Below are 23047 nucleotides of genomic sequence, written 5' to 3' on the forward strand. Positions count from 1 at the left end.
TCCTATTTCCTTACGGTTACTGGCCCATTCCAGTAACCCCTACAGGTGGCCCGAATAATTCCTAGGGGCCGCGGACATAACGGTACAGGATGTACCGCCACCGGCCAAAGGCCGGTGCGAGCGCCGAAAAACCAGCAGAATGACACTTCTGCGCCAGCTTTTTCGGCGCGACTGTTGAAAAGTGACAGGGATGTCACTCTTCAACAAGTAGGTTACGGTACAGGATGTACCGCCACCGGCCGATGGCCGGTGCGAGCGCCGATAAACCAGCAGAACGACAATTCTGCGCCAGCTTTTTCGGCGCGACTGTTGGAAAGTGACAGGGATGTCACTTTCCAGCAAGTAGGTTGCGGTGCAGGAAGCACCGCCGCCGGCAGCGCCGGCGCGAGCGGCCAAAAGCCAGCAGATTCACACATCTGCGCCAGCCTTTTGGCCGCGACCGTTGAAAAGTGACAGGGAAGTCACTGTTCAACAAGTAGGTAAAAAGAAGAATGCCCGCCAGTGGCGGGCATTCCAGGGTCTTAGCGACGCAGGCCGAGCTTGGCGATCAGCTGTGCGTAGCGATTCAGATCCTTGCGCTTCAGGTAGTCCAGCAGCTTGCGACGCTGGTTTACCATGCGGATCAGGCCACGACGGGAGTGGTGATCCTGCTTGTGCGCAGAGAAGTGACCCTGCAGTTTGTTGATGTTGGCGGTCAGCAGGGCTACCTGGACTTCCGGGGAACCGGTATCGCCTTCGGATTGGCCGTGCTCTTTCAGGATGGCTGCTTTTTCAACTGCAGTCAGTGCCATAACGAATTACCTCGTCGTAATATGCTTTGAAGATTCGGCTGGCCCGTGCATATTTACAGACCAGCTAATGCCTAGTGATTTAAATAAGCCGTCCCGGCTGATTTAAATCGTCGCCCTGCCCGGAGCGGCGCAGGTGCGCGGACCTGCTTGCCCCGGGCGGGCTCGCGCCGGCAGATGCCGGCGGGCGGCACCTCCCTGCGCCGCCTCCCATCGATCAACATTAGTTGACCGGGAAGTCAATTTCAGTTGCTGCTTACCAGACGCCGCGGTGCCACGCACCCGTCATCGGTAATCTCTCCCACGCCCAGAAAATCACCATTTTCCAGGAAGAGGCGCACCATATCACCTTCTTCACCTATACGGTAGACCTGCAGATCCATTACCGGCTGCCCCTGACGCACATAATAACCGGAGTCATCCGGCAAGATCAGTTTGGGCAGTGCGGCGGCGGGTGAATCCATCGGCAGCAGGTGGTGATCGAGCACTTCCGCCCGGTCTTCGCCACGCTCTTCGGTCAGCTCCTCGAGGGTAATCGCGTCCGCCTCATCGAAGGGCCCGGCGGCGCTGCGGTGCAACTGTTCCACATAGGCACCCACGCCCAGGGCCTGCCCGAGATCTTCCGCCAGACTACGTATATAGGTGCCCTTGGAGCAGTGCACTTCCACCTCCGCGCGCGGCTGGGCGCCGGGGGTAAAGCTCAACAGCTCAAACTCGAAGATCTCGACTTCGCGCGCTTCGCGCTCCACTTCCACACCCTGGCGCGCCAGCTTGTACAGCGGCTGGCCCTTGTGTTTCAGCGCCGAGTACATGGACGGCACCTGGCTGATACGGCCGCGGAACGGCTCCATGGCCTTCAATACCGCCTTTTCGGTCAGGCCGGAGGCATCGCGGGTCTCGAGCACATCGCCGTCGGCGTCACCGCTGGCGGTGGTCATACCGAAGCAGAAGGTACTGCGATAGCGCTTGTCGGCGTCGAGCAGGTACTGGGAAAACTTGGTCGCCTCGCCAAAACAGATCGGCAGCACGCCGGTGGCGAGCGGATCCAGCGCACCGGTGTGGCCGGCGCGATTGGCAAAAAACAGGCGTTTGGCTTTCTGCAGGGCGTCGTTGGCGGTGATACCGGTGGGTTTGTTCAGCAACAGCACACCATTTACCGGCCGGCCCCATTTAGGTCTGCGGCCCATAAATTACTCTTTTTCGTCGTCCTGGTGATGCTCGCGGTCCGCCTTCACCGCCTTGTCGATCAGCGCGGAAAGCTCCTGACCGCGTACGGAAGTCTCATCGTAGCGGAACTGCAGGCGCGGAATGGTGCGTATCTGGATGGAGCGCGCCAGCTGCGTGCGCAGGAAACCGGCCGCCTTGTTCAGCACTTCCATAGAGGTGTTGATCTTGGCGCGGTCGTCCTCACCAACGAAGGTGACGAACACCTTCGCGACGGTCAGGTCGCGGCTAACCTCCACGTCGTTGACATTGACCATGCCCAGACGCGGGTCGCGCACTTCCTGCTGGATAAGTTGCGCCAGTTCGCGGCGCATGGCATCCGCGACACGGTCGGCGCGGTGGAATTCTCTTGCCATTGTTTACCTATACTGAATGGCTTGGTTATCGCCTGCAGGGCAGGCTCCCACAAATTTCGGCCGGGGCCTCTGTGGGAGCCTGCCCTGCAGGCGATCTATTACAGCTCGCGGGCAACCTTAACGATATCGTAGACCTCGATCTGGTCGCCGGGCTTGACGTCGTTGTAGTCCTTCACGCCAATACCACACTCCATACCGTTGCGCACTTCCTGCACGTCGTCTTTGAAGCGGCGCAGGGATTCCAGCTCGCCCTGATAGATCACGACGTTGTCACGCAGTACACGGATCGGCTTGTTGCGGTGCACAGTGCCCTCGGTGACCATACAGCCGGCGATGGCGCCAAACTTCGGCGAGCGGAATACATCGCGTACTTCGGCAATACCGACGATCTCTTCGCGAACTTCCGGCTCCAGCATACCCGACAGAGCCTGCTTCACTTCGTCCAGCAGGTTGTAGATCACGCTGTAGTAACGGATCTCAACATTCTCGGTCTCGGCCAGCTTGCGGGCGGCGACGTCGGCACGGGTATTGAAACCCATCACGATAGCGCCGGACGTCAGGGCCAGGTTGATATCGTTCTCGGCGATACCACCCACGCCGCTGGACACCACATTGACGGAAACTTCCTCGTTGCCGATATCCGCCAACGCACCCAGGATAGCTTCCAGGGAGCCGCGCACATCCGCCTTGATAACCACCGGCAGTACTTTGCGCTCGCCGGCAGCCATGTCCGCAAACATGTTTTCCAGCTTGGCGGCCTGCTGACGCTGCTGGCGCTCACTGCGCTCTTTCTCGGCGCGCTGCTCGGCCACTTCGCGGGCCTTGCGCTCGTCCGCCACTACCAGGAACTCATCACCGGCATTGGGCGTGGTATCCAGACCCAGCAGCTCCACCGGGGTAGAGGGGCCAGCTTCTTTCACCTGCTTGCCCAGCTCGTTGGTCATGGCGCGCACGCGACCGTAGCTCTGGCCGGCCAGCACGATATCACCGCGATTGAGTTCACCGTTCTGCACCAGCAGGGTGGCAACCACACCGCGGCCCTTTTCCAGGCGCGATTCGATCACGACACCGGTAGCCGGCACGCCGACCTTGGCCTTCAGCTCGAGCATTTCTGCCTGCAGTGAAACGGCCTCCAGCAGCTCGTCGATACCCTGGCCTGTGTGCGCAGATACGTTGATGAACTGCGTATCGCCGCCCCAGTCTTCAGGAATTACGTCTTTCGCCGCCAGTTCGTTCTTGACGCGATCCGGGTCTGCCGCTTCCTTGTCGCACTTGTTGATGGCGACAACCAGCGGCACGCCGGCAGCGCGGGCGTGGTTGATAGCCTCTTCGGTCTGCGGCATCACGCCGTCGTCCGCGGCCACCACCAGGATCACCACGTCGGTCGCCTGGGCACCGCGCGCACGCATCGCGGTAAAGGCGGCGTGGCCCGGGGTATCCAGGAAGGCAATCTCGCCCTGGCTGGTTTTGACCCGGTAGGCACCGATGTGCTGGGTGATACCACCGGCCTCGCCGGAGGCGACCTTGGTCTCGCGAATGTAGTCCAGCAGCGAGGTCTTGCCGTGGTCGACGTGACCCATAACGGTCACCACCGGCGCGCGGGAAACTTCTTCGCCCTCGACTGCCTGGGCCTGGGCCACCAGGCTCTCCTCCAGCTCGCTCTCGGAGCGGAACACCACCGTGTGCCCCATTTCCTCGGCAATCAACTGTGCGGTCTCACGATCCAGGCTCTGGTTGATGGTGACCATCTCGCCCATCTTCATCAGGCGCTTGATCAGCTCACCGGCCTTGACGTTCATTTGCTTGGCCAGTTCGCCAACAGTGATGGTTTCGCCCAACTGCACTTCATACACCTGTTTTGCCGTGGGCCGCTTAAAGCCATGAGTGGGTTTAATCTTCAGCGTAGGACGGGACAACGAGCGAGTACTGCGTTTCTCCGCCTCATCGTCTTCAAATACCTCGAGCGCCTGATCGTACAGTGCAGTCCGGCTGGATTTCTTCGGACCGGCCTTGGCGCCGCGGCGACCACGGCGTTTGCGCGGCTCATCCTCGTCGCGATCCGCTTCGACGGTCGTCTCAAGCTTGCGGCGCAGGGACGGCTTGGCAGCTTCTGCCTGGGCCTTCTCTTTCTTTTCCTGTTCCGAGCGCTGACGCTCGGCCTCGAGACGCGCCTTTTTCTCTTCCAGCTCGCGCTCTGCCTGCTCGTCCTGCTGCTTGCGGCGTTCCATAGCGGCGATACGCATCGCCTCTATATCGTCCACATAGCTGGTGCGAACCGGTGCCGGCTGGGGCTGCTCTTCCGCTTTTTCCTCGGCAGCTTGCGGCTCGGCCTGTTCAGGCTCGGCCACTGCCTGCTGTGCGGCGGCTGCCTCGGCTTCCGCGGCTTTGCGCGCGGCCTCGGCTTCCGCTTCGGCGCGGGCGCGCTCGGCTGCCAGCTGCTCAGCACGGGCCTGTTCCTGCGCGGCCTGCTCGGCCAGCGCCTCGTCCAGTTCCGCCTTGGCAACCACATCTTTGGCCGCCTCAGCCTCGAGCTCTTCCTGCGGGCGCTTCACATAGGTGCGTTTCTTGCGCACCTCCACATTCACGGTTTTACGGCCGGTGCCAGAGCCGGTTTTCAGCGTGGTGGTGGTCTTGCGCTTCAGGGTGATCTTGCGAGGGCTCTCGCCCTGCTCCCCATGACTGCTTTTCAGGAAATTGAGCAGGACCTGTTTTTCCTCGTCCGACACCACCGCGTCCGCGGCTGTGTGGGGCAAACCCGCTTCCTTCATCTGCTTGAGCAGACGATCCTCGGTGGCACCAACCGATTTGGCGAGTTCGCTAACTGTTACTTCGGCCATTCTCTCTCCTAAAAGTCACTTGGTCGGAGGGGGTTACTTATTCGTTTCGAACAAATACTTATGCTTCTTCGCCGCTGTCGTCGGCAAACCAGGGCTCACGCGCTTTCATGATCAGCGCTGCAGCACGCGCCTGGTCGACACCGTCGATATCGAGCAGGTCATCCACTGCCTGCTCCGCCAGGTCTTCCATGGTGGCGATGCCGCGGCTGGCCAGCACGAAGGCCAGATGACGATCCATGCCCTCCATGTTCAGCAGGTCTTCCTGGGGCTCAGACGCATCCAGCTGCTCTTCAGAAGCCAGCGCCTGGGTCAGCAGTGCGTCCTTAGCGCGGGCACGCAGCTCCTCGGCGATCTCCTCGTCGAAGCCTTCGATCCCGAGCATCTCTTCGATGGGCACATAGGCCACTTCTTCCAGGGTGGTGAAACCCTCGTCCACCAGCACACCAGCGACGTCTTCGTCGATATCCAGGCGCGCCATAAAGGTTTCCATGATGCCGCTCGATTCAGCTTCCTGCTTGCTCTGCCACTCATCAACGCTCATCACGTTGATCTGCCACTGGGTCAGCTCGGACGCCAGGCGCACGTTCTGGCCGCTGCGGCCAATGGCCATCGCCAGGTTTTCCTCGGCGACTGCAACATCCATGGATCCGGCGTCTTCATCGACGACGATGGATTCAATTTCCGCCGGCGCCATGGCATTGATGACAAACTGCGCCGGGTTCTCGTCCCACAACACGATATCCACGCGCTCGCCGGACAGCTCATTGGAAACTGCCTGCACACGCGCACCGCGCATACCGACACAAGCGCCGACCGGGTCGATACGGCCATCATTGGTGGTGACGGCGATCTTGGCGCGCAGGCCCGGATCGCGGGCGGCACCCTTGATTTCGATGACCTGCTCGGCGATCTCCGGCACTTCAATGCGGAACAGCTCAACGATCATTTCCGGGCAGGAGCGGCTCAGCTTCAGCTGCGGACCGCGGGCCTCCGGCTCTATCTCCAGCAGGATGGCGCGCACGCGATCGCCCAGGCGGAAGATTTCGCGGCCAACCAGCTGGTCGCGCGGCAGACGCGCTTCGGCGTTGCCACCCAGGTCGACGGCGATAAAGTCGCGTGTAACCTTTTTCACGGTGCCGCTGACCAGCTCGCCAACGCGATCGCGGTACTCATCCACGACCTTGGCGCGTTCAGCTTCACGCACTTTCTGTACGATGACCTGCTTGGCAGTCTGCGCAGCGATACGACCGAATTCGACGTTCTCTACCTGCTCGCGGAAGACATCACCGGCCTTCAATTCCGGATCCTTCTCGTGAGCCTCCTCCAGCGTGAACTGGGTTCCCAGCTCCGCCAGGGTGTCGTCATCCACGACTTCCCAGCTGCGGAAGGTATCGTAGTCACCGGTCTTGCGATCAATAATGACTTCGACGGTGGAATCCTCGTCGTAGCGTTTCTTGGTGGCCGTTGCCAGTGCCGCCTCGATGGCCTGGAAAATAATTTCCCGGTCCACGCCCTTCTCGTTGGATACCGCCTCGGCTACCAGCAAGATCTCTTTGTTCATGCAGCTGTGCCTCTAAATCGCCTGACTTCAGGCTCCTGTACAGGTTACTAAAAAGGTTACTTGGTAAATTGGGGAACGATGTTTGCCTTATCGATGCTGTCGATCGGCAACAGGTATTCGTTCTCGCTGTCGACGCGCAGTACCACTTCATCGCCCTCGACACCGGCAAGCAGTCCGCGCCACTTGCGCTGACCATCCAGCGGCATCCGCAGGCGCACCTCGATCTGGGCACCCACAAAACGCTGGTACTGATCCAGCTTGTACAGCGGACGGTCGAGTCCGGGAGAGGAAACTTCCAGCGTGTACTTGCTACTGATGGGATCTTCCACATCCAGTACGGCGCTCGCCTGGCGACTGACCTTTTCGCAGTCTTCCACGCTGATACCGTCTTCGGAGTCGATGTAGATACGCAGCAGCGCGTTGCGGCCGTGGGTCTGGTATTCGATACCCCAGAGCTCACAGCCCAGCGATGCCACCACCGGCGCCAGAAGTTCTTCCAGCAGTTCGCGTTTGCTCGCCATTCACGTCACCACAAACTAATCGGCAGGACTGCCGATTTGCACAGCCATCGGCTGCCCCGAAGGGGTGAAGTGCAAGGATGCACTTCGTAAAACAAAAAATGGGCCCACGGCCCACTTCGAATAAGCACCTGCCACATTTCCAGCAGATACGAAAAAGCCCCTGACGGGGCTTTGACCGCACATCCGCACAGTCAGTATGCGCGGACGCAAAATTTGACAGCGCGGACAGGACCTGAACCTAGGACCTTCGTCCGGCTATGCCGGCCAGCGGTAGATAAGGGAGCCCGTCGGGCGTCGACCTGAAAACCACTGGCACTTCAATTTGGTAGCGGGGGCAGGATTTGAACCTACGACCTTCGGGTTATGAGCCCGACGAGCTACCAGGCTGCTCCACCCCGCAACAACTCTGAGTGGTAGCGGGGGCAGGATTTGAACCTACGACCTTCGGGTTATGAGCCCGACGAGCTACCAGGCTGCTCCACCCCGCAACAACTTTGAGAAACGAAACCTGGTTGATTCGTTTCCCTGCGATGGGTCACCCCAACCGCTCAAGAGGCTGCGCATTCTAGGGGCGAGCCCCCGGTGAGTCAAGTCACATCTGGCATTAATTTTCACTTAGCCGTGAGGCGCCTCGATGAACAGTATAGATAGAGGCAGGAAATTCTCCCTCTTTTTATTTCGCGCCCTACTTGCCCCCCCACTCAGCGCGCAAGCCCCCCAGAAAAACTGCAAATCTAATTGATACAGATTCTCATTTAATCTAGTATCGCCAACCATTCGACAGCATCTCGAAACCGGTCCCGCTCCGGGTCACCGCCCTGCACAGAATAAACTTTTCAGGAGTTCCAGCATGCGCTACACAAAAACCACCCTGGCGCTGGCCATTTCACTCGTTTCTTCCGCCGTCCTCGCCGCCGACGAGCGCATCGAAGAGGAAGTGGTGGTAACGGCCAGCCGTACCGAAAAGCCGCTGAGCAGTATCCCCAATACGGTGACCCTGATTGATGAAGCGGAGCTCACCCAGCAGATGGCCGCCACCAGCGACCTCTCCACCATCCTCGGCAACCTGATCCCGAGCTTCTCGCCCAGCCGCCAGAAGATGACCAGTTCCGGCGAAAGCCTGCGCGGCCGCAAGCCCCTGTACCTGATCGACGGAGTACCCCAGTCCAACCCGCTGCGCGACGGCGGCCGCGACGGCCACACCATCGACCCGCTGATGCTGGAGCGAGTCGAAGTGATTCACGGCGCCAATGCCATCCACGGCATGGGCGCTTCCGGCGGTATCATCAACCTGGTGACCCGCACTCCCGGCGAAGATTTCCAGCAGAGCGTTCGCATTGAATCCGCGTTGCAGCCGGACGAGCCGAGCGACACCTTCGGTTACAACGGCAGCTATAGCATTTCCGGCAAGGTGGACGCCGTAGATGTACTCGCCAGCGTCAGCTACCGCAGCAGCGGTATCAACTACGACGCCAACGGCGACATCGTCGGCTTCGACAACACCCAGGGCGACACCATGGACAGCGACTCCATCAACGCCTTTATCAAGACCGGTTACAGCTGGGACGACCAGCGCGTGCAACTGACCGTCAACCACTACCTGATCGAAGGCAACAACAACTGGCTGAGCGTCGACGGCGATATCGATGCCGGCATTCCCACCACCGCCATCGAAGCGGATGTGCCGGGCAAGTCCCCCTCCAACGAAGTGACCACCATCAACCTGCAGTACACCAATGAGGAAATCCTCGGCCAGAAGCTGCGCGTACAGGTTTTCTCGCAGGATTTTGCCGGCACTTACGGCGGCACCCCGAGCGGTACCTTCCAGGATCCAGCCTACGGTGCAGTGGTATTTGACCAGTCCCAGAACAACTCGGAAAAACGCGGCGTGAAACTGACCCTGATCAAGGATCAGATCGCCGGTGCGCCGGTCAGCCTCGCCTACGGTGTCGACCTGCTGGAAGATGAAACCTGGCAACAGCTGATCCTCACCGGCCGCGCCTGGGTACCGCCCACCCAGTACAAGAACATCGCCCCCTACGCGCAGGCGGAGTTCACCGGTATCGACCGCCTCACCGTCACCGCCGGTGTGCGCCACGAGATTTCCGAACTCAAGGTGGACGACTTCACCACCCTCTACTCCTACAACGGTGGCCAGTTCGTCAAAGGCGGCAACCCGGAATTCAGCGAAACCCTGGGCAATATCGGCGCTACCTATACGATCAGTAACGCCTGGCGGGTCTACGCCAACTACTCCGAAGGTTTCTCGATGCCGGACGTTGGCCGGGTGCTGCGCGGCATCAACCAGCCGGACCAGGATGTGGAAAGCTTTCTCGACCTGCAACCGATCCTGACCAAGAACCGGGAACTGGGTGTGGACTTCAGCGCGGAGAAATTTGCCGCCCAGCTGGCCTACTACACTTCCGATTCCGACTTCGGCCAGCGACTGGCCCTGGGCAGTGACGGCATTTACAGCGTCAGCCGCGAACAGACCGAAATCGACGGCGTGGAACTGCGCGGACAGTGGTTTGCCTCAGACAGCGACACCCTGGAAGCGCGCTACGCCTACACCAAGGGCCGCTATGACTCCGACGATGACGGCAAAGTGGATACCGACCTGGACGGCCGCAATATCGCCCCCAACCGCTTCAATCTGAGCTGGGTGCGCAATTGGACCGATGCGTTCAGCACCCGACTGCAGGCCAACTGGTTGCTGGACCGCGACTTTGAGAACAGCGCCGGCGAGGTAACTACGGAATTCGACGGATACACCATCATCGACGCCAGCGCGCAACTGCAAGCGCTGGGTGGCGAATTTGCACTGGGCATCCAGAACCTGACCAACGAAGACTACTTCACCTACTATTCCCAGACCGCGGGCAACGACACCCGCAACTTCAAGGGACTGGGCCGCAATGTGAACCTGTCCTATTCTCGCCTGTTCTAACCTCATTCGCCTGCAAGCAGGCTCCTACAGGGTACTTTGTAGGAGCCTGCTTGCAGGCGAACCTGCTTGCGGAAAACTCAATTGCGTCGCACGTTATTTATCCTGCACAAGTACGCGGGCCTGACACTGGGCCTGCTGCTTTCCCTGATCGGCATTACCGGCAGCCTGCTGGTGTTTGATCACGCCCTGGATGAAAAGCTCGCGCCGGAAACCGTCACCTTCAAGCCGTCCGAACGCCCGGCCACCTACAGGGAAATCTTTGCCGCGGCGCAGGCGGCGGTACCCGGCAATCCAGAGCCCACCCGCCTGATGACACCGCGCCAGCCGGGCAGCCCGTTTGTCGTACGCTTCCCTAAACCCGAAGGTGCCCCCGGCCCTGTTGAAGTCAGTGTTTCCCCTACCGACGCAGAAGTACTGGCGGTGCGCGGCTGGGGCACACCCGACCACACCATGAGCTGGCTTTACCGCCTGCACTACACCCTGCTGGCGGGGAATAGCGGCAAAACCCTGGTGGGCTTTATGGGCCTGCTGCTGATGCTGTTCTGTATTACCGGCGCCCTACTCTGGTGGCCGAAAAAAAGCAGAAGCGGTAAAAAAAATTGGCGGCGCGCTTTTGCGATTTCCCGCAGCGGCAATCGCTTTCGCTTTTACTTTGACGTGCACAGGGTGTTCGGGATTTACTTTCTGCCACTGCTATTGATGACCAGCTTCTCCGGCGTCACCCTGGTATTTCCGCAGCAAGTGCGCGCAGTCGTCGGCACCTTCTTCACCACCGAACCACTGGCGCCCCTGCCGGGCTCGCTCGCAGACCAGGGGAACAGAATTTCCGCCGAGCAGGCGGTGGCCATCGGGCAGGCGGCCTTCCCCGGCGGCGAGTTGAAACGAATCTATCTGCCCTCCAGCGCCGCGGACAGCTACGGCATCACCTTTCGCGCGGCGGGCGAGGCCTGGAGCAACTACGGCGCCAGCTTCGTGCGCCTGGATCAGTATTCCGGGGAAATCCTGCTCACACAAAACGTCACCGAGATTCCGCTGGGCAACAAAATCCTGCGCTGGCAGTTTCCGCTGCACAACGGCGATGCGCTGGGATTGATCGGGCGCTGGCTGGTATTACTCGCCGGATTGACCCCGGGTCTATTGTTCGGCACGGGTGTCTATCTATGGTGGAAAAAGCGCGAGAAGAAAAGCTTCAAACGGCGCACGGTTCTTTCACCGGACACGCCGACCGCCTGAATCCTCTGGACTGGTAGCGAATGCCGGGGCAACTCCGATATCGGACCCTGTAGCACTAGGACAGGATAGAGCCGTAAAGGCCTGGCCAACAGAAGCCACCTGCGGCAATGGATGACGCAACGTTAGAGGATAATACGCAGGACGCGTTATTGACCCACTCCAAAATGATTCTAATCAGGCCGGTAAGATACGCCATTTCGAGTCGCAGGTGATTCGAAATAGCGTATCTTACCGTTCAAGCGAAAAGGTCTCCGATCTGTGGCCTTGAAGTCCGAACCAGCCCAGCTTCGCGCCGCATCGAGGCCCGTCACCTGGATACCGGCGATGTCTAACAGGCTGTGGGCAAGGTGCGCGGTGCTAACAGGCAAGTTTGCATTGGATTGAATCAAGGCCCAACGTTCCGGGTGGCGCTCGCGCCAGCTGTGCGAGGCCCAGAAAAACTGTGTTGTTCGCACGTCCTGCTCGGTACCGATATTGTGCCCAAAAAGCCCGCGCTCATCGTCCAGGAGATTCTCACCGTGATCGGAAACATAGAGAAGCACTGCCGGCTTTTCCATACTTTCGATTAACTCGATGGTGTCGGCGAGGATGCTGTCGGTATATCGCAATGAGTTATCGTAGCTGTTGACGAGAAAATCGCGTCTCGATTGGTTGCCGAGGTTGTCATCCCAGATGGCAAACTCACGTGGATAGCGATTGCGAAATGTAAAGTGGCTGCCGCGGCCGTGCATAATTACAAGACCGCCATTCGACGCAGGACCGGCGAGCAGCCGCTTTATCTCGTTGAACAACGCAGCATCGAGCTGTCGCTCAAAGTACTTGCGCGTGGTTGCCTCCTCAGCCAGAACATGAATATGACCACCAAACTGGCTAACTTCCTGAGTGGATAGCCACCAGCTTTTTAGTCCCACTTCCGAGAACGCGCGCAGTATCGAAGCTTCACTCAGTATCCGATCAAACTCTGTTATCGGCGCAAGGCTCAACATGGCCGGCACTGACACACGGGTCAGCGCTGATTGTGTCGTTGCGTCTGGAAACCATATGACGGCGTCATTCGCCGCGATTCTTGGAGTGGTATCCCTTCTGTACCCCTGTAGGGTCCAGTGGTCCGGGCGCGCTGACTCTCCGATGACCAGAACATAAATGGTGTCTTTCGGATCATCGGTTTGTGCATCGAAACGAAAAGATTTCCGCGTTGCCAGAAATTCACGCGCCTGCCGATATTGTTTCCAGGCGATATAGCCCTGCGGCAGAATTCCAGCAGGAGCACTGCGGTCATGCACCAGAATATCGTAAGCCGCGAGTTCAACACCGTAGTCATAGGTATGCATCTGCCGGGCAGCGGCCACACCATAAGCGCAGATCAACAGCAGCGCCAAAGCCAATCTCGTCCTGTGGGATATCCGCCAATGCAGGTCGACAATTCCGTACAAGCCACCCAGCCATATTGCAGACACCCCCAACACGGAGAGAATAATCGGCGTCGTAAAGCTCGATAAAAGCTCTGGCAGCTCTGCTATCTCGCCCGACAAAATCAGCAGGTAGCTCGCACTCAAACGGCTTTGATAGAAAACCACGAGGAACAGATCAATTGCCGTGGTGATATAGAACGGCAGCAGAAGGATATGCAGTAAGAAGGGCTTTTCCACCAGACTGTGAATCAGCAACAAACCGATCACCGAGGCGGCTAAATTAAACAGCAGCAGTGGCTCCAGGTTCATCTCCAGTCCAGGCAGCAGACCGGCATCGAAGAGCAGTAACGGGGAAAGTAAATAGCCGTTGAGCAACAGCAGAACCCACAATCCTCGCACATTTATTATCTGCAACATCGAATTCTTATTCTATTTTCAAATCCGTTATTTTTAGGGCCAATCAATTGCTGTTGGCGTTTTCTTCACTAGCGAGTCAAGAGTGTTTACATCATTAGTCACGCAGACGACTGACAATATCAGCCAGCATTTATTGCCCAGACTGGTTTGCCTGCACGCGAACGACCCACAACTTAAGATGACTAGAGGACAGATTGTAGACCAGTGAAATGTGCTGTTTGATAACGTGACTGCGTTGCGCGCCAGAATTAGCGCTCAATACTGGTCGCACGCCAATCTCAAAGATTCTTTTCCGCCGAAGACAAGAAATGGCAGCCGCGTGCGACCAGGTTCCCAGTCACAACTGGATCCCTTTTTTAAGAGCCGGCTCCCGCCCCTATCGACGTGCATACGGACTAGTGTCCCACCTGGAAAAAAGCAGAGACAGATTCTGCCGCGATGCGCCGGGCATCGTCGGGCGCTGGTTGATTCTGATCGCCGTGCTGATGCCGGCGCGGCTGTTTTGTAGCGGCAATTACCCGAGGAGGAAGAAGAAACGGCTGGCAGAGAAAGCGCAGCGTGCAGTGTGCCCAAAGCACACAGACGCGGCCGTTTGGCAGAATTGATCGCGCGAATCGCGCTGGCGGAAGGCGTTATAAGCCAGCCAGGCTGCTGGCCTTGAACTGCGCGTAATAGCGCTCCCCCTCACGCAACTGCAGGCGCTCGCGGGACAACCGGGAAATATCCGCGCTGAATTCCTGCTCGCCGGCGGCGAGGCGCAAACGCACCCGCCCGCCCTCGAGCGGCACTATCTCGCGCAACTCCACCGGCAGGCAATTGAGGATACTGGAGAGACCGGGCTGCTCCAGGCACAGACCTATGTCGCCCGAGCCGAGCAGGAAGGCGATGGACTGGCCGGCCCGGTAGCGACCGGCGACGCGATCCGCATACAGGGTCGCATCGCCCAGTGACAATGTCAGCAAGCCCTCCTCCTGGCACAGCACGCGCGCCTCGAGGCGGCTGAAGCAGGATTCGCGCTCCAGCGAGTCCAACTGCAGTCGGCGGGTGACCTCCCGCAGCGGCAGCGGTCCAGTCAAGGCGCCGCGTTCCATCCACAGGCACTGGGTCGCCAGTAACTGTATCTCGTCGAAGTCGTGGCTGGTCCAGATCACCAGCGCCGGGTGGCGGGCCCAGAAGTCGCGCAAGCGCGGCAGCAGCTTGCGGATCACCTGCAGGCGGTCGACGGCCGCCAGCGGTTCGTCGTACAGCTGTACCGCGGCATTGCTGAACAGCTGGCGCAATACCGCCACCCGCTGCGCCTCGCCGCCGGACAGCAGTTCCACCGGCTGGCGCAGCAGCGGCGTTATACCGAAGCACTCGATCAACTCGGCCCGCTCTTCCGGCGACAGCGGCCGGCGGCTGTAACGGTGCGCCAGCGCCAAGTTGTCGGCCACGGTCTGGCCGCCAAACAGGCTGCTGTCCTGGAAGCCGAGGGAGAGATCGCGCCTATGGGTCGCGAGACCGCTCTTGCCGCTCTGCCAGGTAACGTTGCCGAAACCGATCTTGCCGGTACAACCGCGCAATCCGGCCAGCGCCGCCAGCAGCGTGCTCTTGCCACCGCCGGACGGTCCGGTGAACCCGAAAACACCCTGCGCCGGCAGCGCCAGCTGCCAGGGCGTGTCCGTATTCAGCGACGTCACCAGCCCCTGAACAGACAGTCCGTCGCCGTCCAGCGACTGTACCGCGCGTCGGAACAATGGCAGTGTCAGTTCCATCAGCCCGGCACTCCCATAAATCGCTCTTCGCGCGATGTCGCGGAAACCGCGCGCCCGAGCCAGCGGGCCAGCAGCAACAGCGCCGTGGTCACTACCAGCAGCACCAGCGCCAGTCGGTGGGCAGCACCGTATTCCAGCGCCTCCACGTGCTGGAACAGGGCGATGGAGACCACCTGGGTTTCACCGGGAATGGCGCCGCCGATCATCAGCACCACGCCGAACTCGCCGAGGGTATGGGCGAAGGTCAGCGCGCAGGCACTGACGATGGCCGGGCGGCTGGCCGGCAGCAGTACCTTCAGCAGAGCGGCGTGGGGTGGCATGCCCAGCGCCGCTGCGGCGCGGGTCAGGCGCTTGCCGTTCTGGCTGAACGAGGCCAGCAGCGGCTGCACCATAAACGGCAGGGAATAAATGACCGAGGCGATCACCAGCCCGGTGAACGAGAATACCAGCGGTTCGCCCCAGAGAGCCGCCAGCCACTGGCCGCTCGCATGGTTGGGGGAAAACAGCAGCAGCAGGTAGAAACCCAGCACCGTCGGCGGCAACACCAGCGGCAGTGTGATCAACACCTCGACACCGTGGCGCCAGCGGCTCTGCCAGTGGCTCAGTTTCCACGCCAGCGGTACGCCGATGGCGAGCAGCAGCAGTGTCGTCACCGCGGCGAGGCGCAGGGTCAGCCACAGGGCTTCGAGGTCGGCCGCGCCTATATTCACTGGATTCACAGGCCCTCCCCGGCCGCGCGGCCGTAACCGAGTTCCGCCAGCCGCGCGCGCACCGCGCCGGATAGCAGGTAATCCGCCAGAGCCTGTGCCCTGTCCGCGTTGCGGCTCTGCCGCAGCACGACCAGTTGCTGCTCTATCGGTTGATAGAGATCCTGCGGCAGCAGCCAGTAATTGTCCCGCCCGGCCGCCACCATCTGGCTAGCCGCGACAAATCCGAGCTGCCCGTGACCGGCGTCCAGCATCAGGTAGGCCTGGCCGGCATTGTGCGCGCGCGCCAGCTGTGCCCGCTTACCGTCCCACAGGCCCAGGCTCTGCAGCACCTGCCGGGCGGCGACGCCGAACGGCGCCACTTTCGGGTCGGCGATGACAATGGTGTCCGACCAACCCCGTATCGTTTCGCTTGTTTTTTCTGCGGAGTCCGGCAGCCACAGCGCCAGCAACCCGAGTGCGTAGGTTCGCCGGCTGCCCGGCACTATTTTGTCTTGGCGCTCCAGCAATTCCGGCCGTTCGCGATCGGCGGACAGGAACAGGTCAAACGGCGCGCCGTGCAGTGCCTGCTGGTACAACACACCGGAACTGCCACTGTTGATCTGCACCTTGCACTGGGCCGTCGCCTCGAATTCCGGCAACAGCGCCTCCAGCGCCGGGCGGAAACTCGCCGCCGCCGCCACGCGCAACTGGCAGTCGGTGGCCTGCGCCACTGGTACAAACGCGAGGCACGCCAGCAGCAGGGCGCGTATCAGGCCCACTTTTCCAGTTCCCGCTGGTCGCTGTCCCTGGCCTCCACCCAGCTGTCGCCGGCCTCACCGGATTCCAGCTTCCAGAAGGGCGCCTCTGTCTTGAGGCGATCCATGATGTACTGGCAGGCGGCGAACGCCGCCTGGCGGTGGGGGCTGGTCACCCCCACGAAAACGATATCCTCCTCGACCGCCATGGCGCCGACGCGGTGCAGCAGGCGCACCCGGCCCAGCTCCCAGCGCGCGCGCGCATCCTCGACGATGCGTTGCAGGCTTTTTTCGGTCATGCCCGGATAGTGTTCCAGCGCCAGTCCGCTGACGCCGGCGCCGGCATTGAAGTCGCGCACCGAGCCGACAAACATGGCGCTGGCACCGTCGCTGCGGTTGCCCGCACGCAGTGCCGCATACTCATCGGCCACCGCAAAGGGTGCCGTGCGTACTTCAATGAAATCCATCGTCTCTCAACCTCCGGTGACCGGCGGAAAAAACGCGACTTCGTCACCATCGCCAATCTGGGTGGTCGCCGCGGCCATCTCCTGATTGACCGCCGCCTGAATATCGACGGCCTGCAGCGGCGCCTGCCAGTCCGGGAACAGCTCACCGAGGCGGTTGCGCAGCTCGGCCACACTGCCGGAGAAATTTTCCAGCCGGTGCTCGGCCGTGCCCAGGCGCGCGCGCAGGCTGGCAAAAAACAGAACTTTAACCATGAGTCACCTCTTCGGGGCGCCAGTGCCCCCGCTTGCCACCGGATTTTTCCAGCAGGCGGGTGGGGCCGATTACCATGGCCGGATCCACCGCCTTGCACATGTCGTAAATGGTCAGCGCGGCCACCGCCGCGGCAGTCAGCGCTTCCATCTCCACGCCGGTGCGCCCGGCCAGACGGCAGTAACTGCGCACCTGTACCGTGTTGTCTTCGGGCAGCAGCTCAAACTCCACTTCCACTTTGGTCAGCGCCAGCGGGTGGCACAGCGGAATCAGGTCGGCGGTTTTTTTCGCTGCCTGGATACCGGCGATACGCGCCACCGCCAGCGCATCGCCTTTCTTGTTGCTGCCGGCAACCAGCAGCTCGAAAGCCTCGGCGCTCATGCGTACGGCGCTTTCGGCGCGGGCACTGCGTTCGCTCACGGATTTGTCCGTGACGTCCACCATGTTCGCTTCGCCGCGCTCATTGAGATGGGTCAACCGGCTCATCACATCACCCCCGGGATTCGCAGGCTGGCTGCGCCGGGCGGATATGCGGTATGAAATTGCAGGGCCGGTGGCGCGAGTCCAGCTGCTCCAGCAGGATACCTTCCCAAGCGGTGCGACAGGCGCCGGTGGAACCGGGCATGCAGCAGATCAGGGTGTGATTGGCCAACCCGGCGAGCGCGCGCGACTGCACGGTGGAGCTGCCGATGTCGGTGAAGGAAATCTGCCGGAACAGTTCGCCGAATCCCTCCACGGTCTTGTCGAACAGCGGCTGCAGCGCCTCCGGGGTGGAGTCGCGATCGGTAAAGCCGGTACCGCCGGTGACCAGTACTGCCTGGATGCTTTCGTCGGCAATCCACTGCGACACCGCCGCCCGCATCAGATAGATGTCATCGGGCACGATGCGTTTGTCCGCCAGCTTGTGGCCGGCGGCCCGCAGCGCTTCGGCCAGGTACTGGCCGGAAGTGTCGTTCTCTTCGGTGCGGGTGTCGGATACGGTCAACACTGCGATATTCAGAGGCTCGAAAGTTTTTGCTGCATGTCCAGCCATAGTGCGTTCGTCCGTTCAGTCTGATTCAGGGAAAAGTTGTTGCGGGTAGTTCGCCGCGTATTCGGCGGGGGTATTGATATTGCTGAAGCTCTGCGCGCGCGCGGGCATCGCCAGCTGGCGCGCGCCGGCGTGGCGCAGCAGTGCGCCGATAGAATTTGGCCCGCGCCCTTCTACTGCGGCGCGCAGGAATTCGCGTACGGAGGAAGTCAATGGCAGCCACAGCGGAAAGTAAAAGTCGCCGAAATAACAGGCGCGGCCGCTGCGCTCACCCTCTGCCAGCAGCAGCGCCAGCAGCTCGCCGCGCAGTAGTGGCATGTCCACCGGCATCACCAGCAGCGCGTCGGCCTCGACTGCGCGCGCCACACCGTGGAGGCCGCCGAGCGGACCCATACCGGGAATCGGATCGGCAATGCCGCCGGGGCGGTCGCCGCTGACCAGAACCTGTGCCAGCGGCAGCTCGCGCATCAGGCCGACGGCGTGCTCGAGAAACCGTTCGCCACCGGGCAGCGGCAGCTGCGCCTTGTCGCGGCCCATGCGGCTGGAGCGGCCACCCGCCAGCACCACGCCACAGCCTTGCCACTGTCGGGACACGGCTCAGCCCCCCAGCATTGCCAGGTTGCGGGTGGCGCCGGTGAAGCCGCTGGCCAGCTGGTGGCTGGCATCCTTGCCGCACACCGCCGCACGGATCTGCTCCGCCAGTGCTTCGTGATCGCCATCGGCGATGGTGTCGCGCAGGTCGATGCCCTGCTCGGCAAACAGGCACAGGTGCAGCGCGCCCTGGGCAGACATGCGCAGGCGGTTGCAGCTGGCACAGAAGTCCTTGCTGTAGGGCATGATCAGGCCGATGCGGCCGGCGTAGTCTGGATGGGCAAATTCTTTCGCCGGCCCCGCATCGCGGGAGCGCACCACCTGCTCCCAGCCGCTGCGCAGCAGCAGATTCTCGATATCGCTGCCGGCCACATGGTTGCTGGCAAAGAAGTCGCGGTTGTCGCCGGTGCGCATCAGTTCGATAAAGCGCAGGCTCACCGGCGTGACCTTGACCCAGTCGAGGAAATGATTGAACTCGGCGAGATTGTGCTCGCGCAGCAGCACCGCGTTGACCTTGGTGGGAATATCCAATTCCAGTGCGCGGTCGATACCGCGCAGGATTTTCTCCAGCTTGTCGTGGCCGGTAATCGCCTGGAATTGCTGCGGGTCGAGGCTGTCGATGCTGACGTTGAGTTGATCCAGTCCGGCGCGTTGCCAGGCGTCGATTTCAGAGTGGAGTTTGTAGCCGTTGGTGGTGATGGCGACACGGCGGATGCCGTCGGCATGTTTGGCGGTTTCGATCAGCTGCACCAAATCCTTGCGCAGCGAGGGTTCACCACCGGTAAGGCGCACCTTTTCGGTGCCGAGTGAAGCGAAGGCGCGTACGACCGTGTCCACCTCGGCAACGCTGAGCGGATTCTCACGCGCAATCGACTCGCCGCACTGATAGCCGTCCGGCAGGCAGTAATTGCAGCGGAAGTTGCAGATGTCGGTCACGGACAGGCGCAGGTAATAAAACCTGCGCCCAAAATTGTCTTGTAACATTAAACGCCTTTCCAAAGCCGGGAGGCCGGCCGATTTCTCGGGCGACCCTGGTAGCGGGAAAACCTATTCCTGCCACGGTTCCCGCGCCATACGCGTCGCGCTTAGGCTTGGGAACTCGGTGTTTAAACTCAGAGCAGTGTAACAGCAGGGGAGATCTTTGCTTGGGGCAAAGGTGGTACCCCCCCTGGATTCAGCGTGTGAATCCGCCTGTACTTAGAACTTGGCGGTCAGTTGCAGCCATACCTTGTCGGTATCGACGCCGTGCTCGTCGGCGCTGTAGGCCGCATATTTCACCAGCGCGGACAGATTCTCGGTGATCGGGCGGCCGTAGCTGAGATCCCACTCGTCACCCCAGTTGGCGGAGCCCTCCGCGGCGGCGAACTTGTGATAGGTCACCCCCAGGTTGCCACCGAGCACCTTGGTAGAGGCGCCCACATAGGCGTCCTCGACACCGTCCGCCGGCGTTGCCAGGAACTGGTCGGCGAAGCCCTGGAACTTGTGCAGGGTCGCCAGCGGAGTGGCGAAGCCCACGCCGTTGTCGCTGCCCAGCACTTCGTAACCCAGCTTGGTATTGACCGGGCCCAGTGCGCCGGACACCTCAGCCAGGTAGTAGGGCGCGCTGTAGTTCAAGGTGCTGTCGCCGCTCTCACCCTGCTGGGCGTAGCTCAGACGCGCCTTGACCGGACCGAAATCGCCGGTATAGGCAACGCCGAGGGTACGGCTGGACGTGTTTACCGCCTTCACCAGATCAAGATCAAGCAAGAACAGGGCCACTTCGTGCCCCTTGGCCACCGGGTAGCTGGCATTGAACAGCTGGATATCGCCCTCGAGGTCGCCCTTGTCGCTGTCCTCACCGAAGATGCGATTGACGTTGTAGACGTAGCTGTAATCGAGGCGCAGGGATTCGGCACCGCCATACTGGAAGCGATAGCCGTCGTAGGTCTGCTCGTTCTGGCGCCAGCCGACGCCACCGACGAAGCGCTGGTCACCCAGGTTGATACGCTGGCGCCCGGCGGTGGCGGTGTAGTCGCCGGCAGAGTATTTCAGGTAGGCCTGATTGACCTCGGTACCGACCGGATCGGCGACCACCGGGTAGGCGGCGTTGCCATTGACGGTGGAGTTGTAGTCGTCATCGCCGATGGCAGTGACGTTATCCATCTCGATGCCGGCACTGAAGCCGCGATAGGTGCCGCTGTCCCAGCTCAGGCGGCTCTTCAGCGTGGACGCGTTGGCATCCTCATCGAGGTTGTCCTGATCGACGTTTTCCAATCGATAGCGCAGGGTTACTCCGGCCTTGCCGTTCTGCAATGCATCGATCAACGTCGGCGCACTGTTGTCATCGGCAGCCTGTGCCTGCAACGCCACTGCACTGACAGCCCCCAACAGTGTCGCACATACCATATTGGGAAGTTTACGGGTGTTCATTCGCTTTTCCTCGGCGACTGTTATGAAGTTGTTGTGCGCAACTTACACCCCTTCCCTGTTCACAAAAATTACCCAAATGGCGTAACGCTCCGGCACTGCTACCACCCGCCGTCACGCCACAATAATCCCTAATTGGTAGTGTGAGGCAGGCCCTGCAGGCTGCTGAAAAAGACCGTCCCTGGCCTTTTCAGCTCGGGTTTGCGGCGCGTGTCCGCAACCTCTCCAAGACAGCAGACAGTTGATAAACCCACATTCTGTTCTGAGCTGGTGCGGTGGCGGCAAAGCACGAGGACGGGTATTTCGAAACGCTGTGAATACATCCCTGTAAGCTCCGGCGGCGACGTCGTGTCGCCGACGGTTCGAAATACCCGTCCTAGCACTTTCCCTTATATTCTGACTACAGGACTTCGTCAGCAGTCTGCTAGTCGTCGAGCAAAAAATTGTGCTGCCGAGCAAACGTCACTCTCTGCTGCACACGCTCGCGCTGCACGGTCAGGTACATGACCAGCATGCACGCCGCCAGCACGCCGTACAGCAGCATAAAGGCCGCACTGTGGATACCCACAATATCCTGAGCCATACCAAACAAGACGGGTAGACTGAAGCCACCGAGCGCGCCGAGGGTGGCGACCGCGCCGCCGACACTGCCCATATGCTGCGGATATTTGTCGTAAACGATCTTGTAAACGGAAGCGCGGCCGAAGCCCTGGGCGATACCGATGACCAGGATCAGCAGCGTGAACAGTTCGATACCCACCTCGATATTGAGATGCACATCCCGGTCCACGCCGTGGATGGTCATGCTGGTGGGCGGGTAGCTGAGGAAGAACAGGCACACCAGGCAGGTCCAGAAGACACTCCAGTTGACCGCGCGTGCGCCGTAGCGGTCGGCGAACCAGCCGCCCAGGGCGCGCACACTGCTGGACACGGCCACGAACAGCAGCGTCAGGGCCATGGCCTTCTGCGTGGAAACTCCGTAGACATTGAGGTAGTACTGCGGCAGCCACAACAGCAGTGCGAGAAAGCTGCCAAACACGAAATAGTAATAGAGCCCGAATCGCCACACGCGCAGCTCGGCCAGCGGGCGCAGGTGAAAATCGAAATCCGTGCGGCGCCGGCTGCGCATGTAGCGCGTCTCCTCCGGCGCCCACAGCGCAAACAGTATCGCCATGGCAAACAGGCCCGCGCCATAGAGCGGGCCTATCATGTCCTGCCCCAGCCAGCTTTCAATTGCCGGCGCCAGCGCCAGCGTAATTGCCGCGCCGGCATTGCCGGCACCGAAGATACCCATCGCCGTGCCCTGCTGCCGCCCCTCGAACCAGGGGCTGATATAGCGGATACCGGCCACGAACGAAGTGCCGGAAATACCCAGCCACAATCCCGCCAGCAAATAACCGCGGTAACTGTGAATGTGCGGCAGCAACACCAGTATTGGTACCACCAGCAACATCTGCAGCACGATCAGTTTTTTCGCTGAGAATCTCTCTACCAGCAGCCCCAGCGGAAATCGCAGCAGGGCGCCACTCAGCATCGGTGCCGCCAGCAGCACGCCGAACTCGGTGGCGGAAAGCCCAAGCTGGTCACCGATGGAGACCCCGAGCACCGCGTACAGGGTCCAGACGGAGAAGTTGGCCGCGAACATTGCGGTGGCAGCCATCAACGCGCGGCTGGCGAGTTGATCAGTGTATTGCATGGTCTCTTCCTGTTTAACCGACCCTGTTTGCCCGACCCACTATTGTACGCAGCCACTGCTGCTGCCGGCGATGCGCCGCAGTGTCTACCCCCAATAAATTCACCGTGTCAGCC

The 23047-nt window shown here is 60.9% G+C and carries 20 protein-coding genes, 2 tRNA genes and 1 riboswitch; of the genes, 2 read left to right on the plus strand and 20 right to left on the minus strand.

What is annotated here, in order from left to right:
• Nucleotides 1-521: 521 nt before the first annotated feature.
• The 8 genes from rpsO to BUC36_RS06455 all read right to left on the minus strand — a co-directional run bounded on the left by rpsO (nt 522) and on the right by BUC36_RS06455 (nt 7775).
• Complete coding sequence (gene rpsO, locus BUC36_RS06420) at nt 522-791, minus strand: 30S ribosomal protein S15 (RefSeq protein ID WP_020412406.1); 270 nt, start codon at nt 789-791, stop codon at nt 522-524.
• A gap of 242 nt (nt 792-1033) precedes the next feature.
• Nucleotides 1034-1975, minus strand: coding sequence for a tRNA pseudouridine(55) synthase TruB (gene truB, locus BUC36_RS06425; protein WP_073272862.1), 942 nt, complete (start codon nt 1973-1975; stop codon nt 1034-1036).
• A gap of 3 nt (nt 1976-1978) precedes the next feature.
• Nucleotides 1979-2368, minus strand: coding sequence for a 30S ribosome-binding factor RbfA (rbfA, locus tag BUC36_RS06430; RefSeq protein WP_073272866.1), 390 nt, complete (start codon nt 2366-2368; stop codon nt 1979-1981).
• Between the two features lie 98 nt (nt 2369-2466).
• Nucleotides 2467-5205, minus strand: coding sequence for a translation initiation factor IF-2 (infB, locus tag BUC36_RS06435; RefSeq protein WP_073272868.1), 2739 nt, complete (start codon nt 5203-5205; stop codon nt 2467-2469).
• 58 nt (nt 5206-5263) lie between these two features.
• A complete protein-coding gene (gene nusA / locus BUC36_RS06440) occupies nt 5264-6766 on the minus strand; it encodes a transcription termination factor NusA (protein ID WP_073272870.1) in 1503 nt (500 codons plus the stop codon).
• A gap of 56 nt (nt 6767-6822) precedes the next feature.
• A complete protein-coding gene (gene rimP, locus BUC36_RS06445; protein WP_073272872.1) occupies nt 6823-7287 on the minus strand; it encodes a ribosome maturation factor RimP in 465 nt (154 codons plus the stop codon).
• Nucleotides 7288-7610: 323 nt separating this feature from the next.
• Nucleotides 7611-7687: transfer RNA gene (locus tag BUC36_RS06450), tRNA-Met, on the minus strand.
• Between the two features lie 11 nt (nt 7688-7698).
• A tRNA-Met gene (locus tag BUC36_RS06455) sits at nt 7699-7775 on the minus strand.
• Nucleotides 7776-8137: 362 nt separating this feature from the next.
• Between BUC36_RS06455 and BUC36_RS06460 the strand changes: the two genes are divergently transcribed.
• Both BUC36_RS06460 and BUC36_RS06465 read left to right on the plus strand, forming a co-directional pair.
• Entirely contained in the window at nt 8138-10234 is a 2097-nt protein-coding gene (locus BUC36_RS06460) for a TonB-dependent receptor (RefSeq protein ID WP_073272874.1), read from the plus strand.
• A gap of 81 nt (nt 10235-10315) precedes the next feature.
• Complete coding sequence (locus tag BUC36_RS06465) at nt 10316-11467, plus strand: PepSY-associated TM helix domain-containing protein (RefSeq protein ID WP_073272878.1); 1152 nt, start codon at nt 10316-10318, stop codon at nt 11465-11467.
• A 170-nt stretch (nt 11468-11637) separates the two neighbouring features.
• Here BUC36_RS06465 and BUC36_RS06470 read toward each other — a convergent pair whose 3' ends face one another.
• The 12 genes from BUC36_RS06470 to BUC36_RS06525 form a co-directional block, all read right to left on the minus strand.
• Entirely contained in the window at nt 11638-13296 is a 1659-nt protein-coding gene (locus BUC36_RS06470; protein WP_073272880.1) for a phosphoethanolamine transferase, read from the minus strand.
• A gap of 632 nt (nt 13297-13928) precedes the next feature.
• Nucleotides 13929-15050, minus strand: coding sequence for an ATP-binding cassette domain-containing protein (locus BUC36_RS06475; RefSeq protein WP_073272882.1), 1122 nt, complete (start codon nt 15048-15050; stop codon nt 13929-13931).
• On the minus strand, nt 15050-15769 hold the full coding sequence (modB, locus tag BUC36_RS06480; protein ID WP_327049682.1) for a molybdate ABC transporter permease subunit: 720 nt from the start codon (nt 15767-15769) through the stop codon (nt 15050-15052). Before modB ends, BUC36_RS06475 begins: the two co-directional genes overlap by 1 nt.
• Nucleotides 15766-16518: a molybdate ABC transporter substrate-binding protein gene (gene modA, locus BUC36_RS06485; protein WP_073272884.1), complete on the minus strand. Its 753-nt coding sequence runs from the start codon at nt 16516-16518 to the stop codon at nt 15766-15768. The genes modB and modA overlap by 4 nt, the downstream gene beginning before the upstream one ends.
• Nucleotides 16509-16961 carry a molybdopterin synthase catalytic subunit MoaE gene (gene moaE / locus BUC36_RS06490; protein WP_073272886.1) on the minus strand — a complete coding sequence of 151 codons (453 nt, stop codon included), beginning with the start codon at nt 16959-16961 and terminating at the stop codon, nt 16509-16511. The genes modA and moaE overlap by 10 nt, the downstream gene beginning before the upstream one ends.
• A 6-nt stretch (nt 16962-16967) precedes the next feature.
• Complete coding sequence (locus BUC36_RS06495) at nt 16968-17213, minus strand: MoaD/ThiS family protein (protein WP_073272889.1); 246 nt, start codon at nt 17211-17213, stop codon at nt 16968-16970.
• Nucleotides 17206-17697: a cyclic pyranopterin monophosphate synthase MoaC gene (gene moaC, locus BUC36_RS06500; RefSeq protein ID WP_073272892.1), complete on the minus strand. Its 492-nt coding sequence runs from the start codon at nt 17695-17697 to the stop codon at nt 17206-17208. The genes BUC36_RS06495 and moaC overlap by 8 nt, the downstream gene beginning before the upstream one ends.
• Before the next feature lie 4 nt (nt 17698-17701).
• Complete coding sequence (gene moaB / locus BUC36_RS06505) at nt 17702-18244, minus strand: molybdenum cofactor biosynthesis protein B (RefSeq protein ID WP_073272894.1); 543 nt, start codon at nt 18242-18244, stop codon at nt 17702-17704.
• Between the two features lie 15 nt (nt 18245-18259).
• Nucleotides 18260-18835, minus strand: a complete 576-nt coding sequence (mobA, locus tag BUC36_RS06510; RefSeq protein ID WP_084535657.1) for a molybdenum cofactor guanylyltransferase — start codon at nt 18833-18835, stop codon at nt 18260-18262.
• 3 nt (nt 18836-18838) lie between these two features.
• A complete protein-coding gene (moaA, locus tag BUC36_RS06515; RefSeq protein ID WP_073272896.1) occupies nt 18839-19816 on the minus strand; it encodes a GTP 3',8-cyclase MoaA in 978 nt (325 codons plus the stop codon).
• Nucleotides 19805-19949: riboswitch (molybdenum cofactor riboswitch) on the minus strand. It overlaps the preceding gene by 12 nt.
• Before the next feature lie 80 nt (nt 19950-20029).
• The gene (locus tag BUC36_RS06520; RefSeq protein WP_073272898.1) at nt 20030-21241 is read right to left on the minus strand and encodes an alginate export family protein; all 1212 of its coding nucleotides are present in this window, start codon (nt 21239-21241) and stop codon (nt 20030-20032) included.
• Nucleotides 21242-21662: 421 nt separating this feature from the next.
• Nucleotides 21663-22934 (minus strand): MFS transporter, encoded by a 1272-nt coding sequence (locus tag BUC36_RS06525; RefSeq protein ID WP_073272900.1) that lies wholly within the window; start codon nt 22932-22934, stop codon nt 21663-21665.
• Nucleotides 22935-23047 lie beyond the last annotated feature (113 nt).

The organism is Microbulbifer donghaiensis (assembly GCF_900129095.1).
GTDB lineage: Bacteria > Pseudomonadota > Gammaproteobacteria > Pseudomonadales > Cellvibrionaceae > Microbulbifer > Microbulbifer donghaiensis.

Bases quoted from the DNA above. Each gene is read 5' to 3' on its own strand.
- rpsO (WP_020412406.1), bottom strand. From the start codon at position 791: ATGGCACTGACTGCAGTTGAAAAAGCAGCCATCCTGAAAGAGCACGGC.
- truB (WP_073272862.1), bottom strand. From the start codon at position 1,975: ATGGGCCGCAGACCTAAATGGGGCCGGCCGGTAAATGGTGTGCTGTTG.
- rbfA (WP_073272866.1), bottom strand. From the start codon at position 2,368: ATGGCAAGAGAATTCCACCGCGCCGACCGTGTCGCGGATGCCATGCGC.
- infB (WP_073272868.1), bottom strand. From the start codon at position 5,205: ATGGCCGAAGTAACAGTTAGCGAACTCGCCAAATCGGTTGGTGCCACC.
- nusA (WP_073272870.1), bottom strand. From the start codon at position 6,766: ATGAACAAAGAGATCTTGCTGGTAGCCGAGGCGGTATCCAACGAGAAG.
- rimP (WP_073272872.1), bottom strand. From the start codon at position 7,287: ATGGCGAGCAAACGCGAACTGCTGGAAGAACTTCTGGCGCCGGTGGTG.
- BUC36_RS06460 (WP_073272874.1), top strand. From the start codon at position 8,138: ATGCGCTACACAAAAACCACCCTGGCGCTGGCCATTTCACTCGTTTCT.
- BUC36_RS06470 (WP_073272880.1), bottom strand. From the start codon at position 13,296: ATGTTGCAGATAATAAATGTGCGAGGATTGTGGGTTCTGCTGTTGCTC.
- BUC36_RS06475 (WP_073272882.1), bottom strand. From the start codon at position 15,050: ATGGAACTGACACTGCCATTGTTCCGACGCGCGGTACAGTCGCTGGAC.
- moaE (WP_073272886.1), bottom strand. From the start codon at position 16,961: ATGGATTTCATTGAAGTACGCACGGCACCCTTTGCGGTGGCCGATGAG.
- BUC36_RS06495 (WP_073272889.1), bottom strand. From the start codon at position 17,213: ATGGTTAAAGTTCTGTTTTTTGCCAGCCTGCGCGCGCGCCTGGGCACG.
- moaC (WP_073272892.1), bottom strand. From the start codon at position 17,697: ATGAGCCGGTTGACCCATCTCAATGAGCGCGGCGAAGCGAACATGGTG.
- moaB (WP_073272894.1), bottom strand. From the start codon at position 18,244: ATGGCTGGACATGCAGCAAAAACTTTCGAGCCTCTGAATATCGCAGTG.
- moaA (WP_073272896.1), bottom strand. From the start codon at position 19,816: ATGTTACAAGACAATTTTGGGCGCAGGTTTTATTACCTGCGCCTGTCC.
- BUC36_RS06520 (WP_073272898.1), bottom strand. From the start codon at position 21,241: ATGAACACCCGTAAACTTCCCAATATGGTATGTGCGACACTGTTGGGG.
- BUC36_RS06525 (WP_073272900.1), bottom strand. From the start codon at position 22,934: ATGCAATACACTGATCAACTCGCCAGCCGCGCGTTGATGGCTGCCACC.